We start from the raw sequence: 1685 nt of genomic DNA, 5'->3' as shown, positions 1-1685 counted from the left end.
TGTTGGAGTCGATGCCGACGCCCCACAGCACCTTGCCGTCGACCGCGCACTCGACGTACGCGGCCGCCTGGGCGTCGCCGCCCTCGCTCAGCGCGTGCTCGGCGTAGTCCAGCACCCGTACGTCGACGCCGATCCGGGCCAGCGCGTCACCGAAGGCGGAGACCGGGCCGTTGCCGGTACCGGTCAGGGTGACGGGGGCGCCGTCCACCACGGCCTCGGTGGCCAGCGCGTCCCGGCCGTCCTCGGTGGTCAGGCTCCGCGAACCGCCCAGCTGGATCCGGCCCCAGGCGTTGTCCGGGGTCGGCAGGTACTCGTCCTGGAAGACCGACCAGATCGCGGCCGGGGTGACCTCGCCGCCCTCGGCGTCGGTCTTGGCCTGGATGATCCGGGAGAACTCGATCTGCATCCGGCGCGGCAGGTCCAGCTTGTGGTCGTTCTTCAGCACGTAGGCGATGCCGCCCTTGCCGGACTGGCTGTTGACCCGGATGACCGCCTCGTAGCTGCGGCCGACGTCCTTCGGGTCGATCGGCAGGTACGGCACGCCCCAGGTGTACTCGGAGACCGGCACGCCGGCCGCCTTCGCGTCCGCCTCCAGGGCGTCGAAGCCCTTCTTGATCGCGTCCTGGTGCGAGCCGGAGAAGGACGTGTAGACCAGGTCGCCGGCGTACGGGTGGCGCTCGGGGACGGCCATCCGGTTGCAGTACTCGTAGGTGCGGCGGATCTCGTCGATGTCGGAGAAGTCGATCATCGGGTCGACGCCCTGGGAGAACAGGTTCATCCCGACGTTGACCAGGTCCAGGTTGCCGGTGCGCTCGCCCTGGCCGAACAGGCAGCCCTCGACCCGGTCGGCGCCGGCCATGATGGCCAGTTCGGCGGAGGCGACGCCGGTGCCGCGGTCGTTGTGCGGGTGCGCGGACAGCGCGACGAACTCGCGGCGGGACAGGTTCCGCGACATCCACTCGATCTTGTCGGCGTAGACGTTCGGGGTGGAACGCTCCACCGTGGTCGGCAGGTTCAGGATGATCTCGCGGCCCTCGCCCGGCTGCCAGACGTCCATCACCGACTCGCAGACCTCCAGCGCGAAGTCCAGCTCGGTGTCGATGAAGATCTCCGGCGAGTACTCGTAGCCGAAGACGGTCTCCTCGCCCAGCAGCTTCTCGCCGTACTCCATCACCAGCCGGGTGCCGTCCACGGCGATCTGGCGGATGTCGTCCTTGGACCCCTTGAACACCACCCGGCGGAACAGCGGCGAGGTCGCGTTGTACAGGTGGACGGTGGCCCGGTGGGCGCCGACCAGGGACTCCACTGTGCGCTCGATCAGGTCCTCGCGGGCCTGGGTCAGCACCGAGATGGTGACGTCCTCGGGGATCGCCCCCTCCTCGATGATCGAGCGGACGAAGTCGAAGTCGGTGGCGCCCGAGGACGGGAAACCGACCTCGATCTCCTTGTAGCCCAGCTTCACCAGCAGGTCGAACATCTTGCGCTTGCGGGCCGGCGACATGGGGTCGATCAGCGCCTGGTTGCCGTCCCGCAGGTCGGTGGACAGCCAGCGCGGCGCCTGGGTGATGACCTTGCCCGGCCAGGTGCGGTCCGGCAGGTCGACGGAGCCGAACGGTACGTAGCGGTGGAACGGCATCCCGGACGGCTGCTGCAGCACGGTGGCCGCGGTCACCGGGGTGGGGCGG

1 protein-coding gene is annotated in these 1685 nt (G+C 69.5%); it reads right to left on the bottom strand.

Annotation, left to right across the window (positions count from 1 at the left end; all coding sequences use genetic code 11):
* Positions 1–1685, bottom strand: a 1685-nt coding sequence (leuA, locus tag AB0D08_RS40750) for a 2-isopropylmalate synthase (protein WP_359895425.1), incomplete at both ends; no start/stop codon positions are given.

Origin of the sequence: Kitasatospora sp. NPDC048540 (assembly GCF_040651175.1) — a bacterium.
Lineage (GTDB): Bacteria > Actinomycetota > Actinomycetes > Streptomycetales > Streptomycetaceae > Kitasatospora.
Note: the sequence above shows the minus strand (reverse complement) of the source record. Positions and strands in the feature narration are given on the sequence as shown.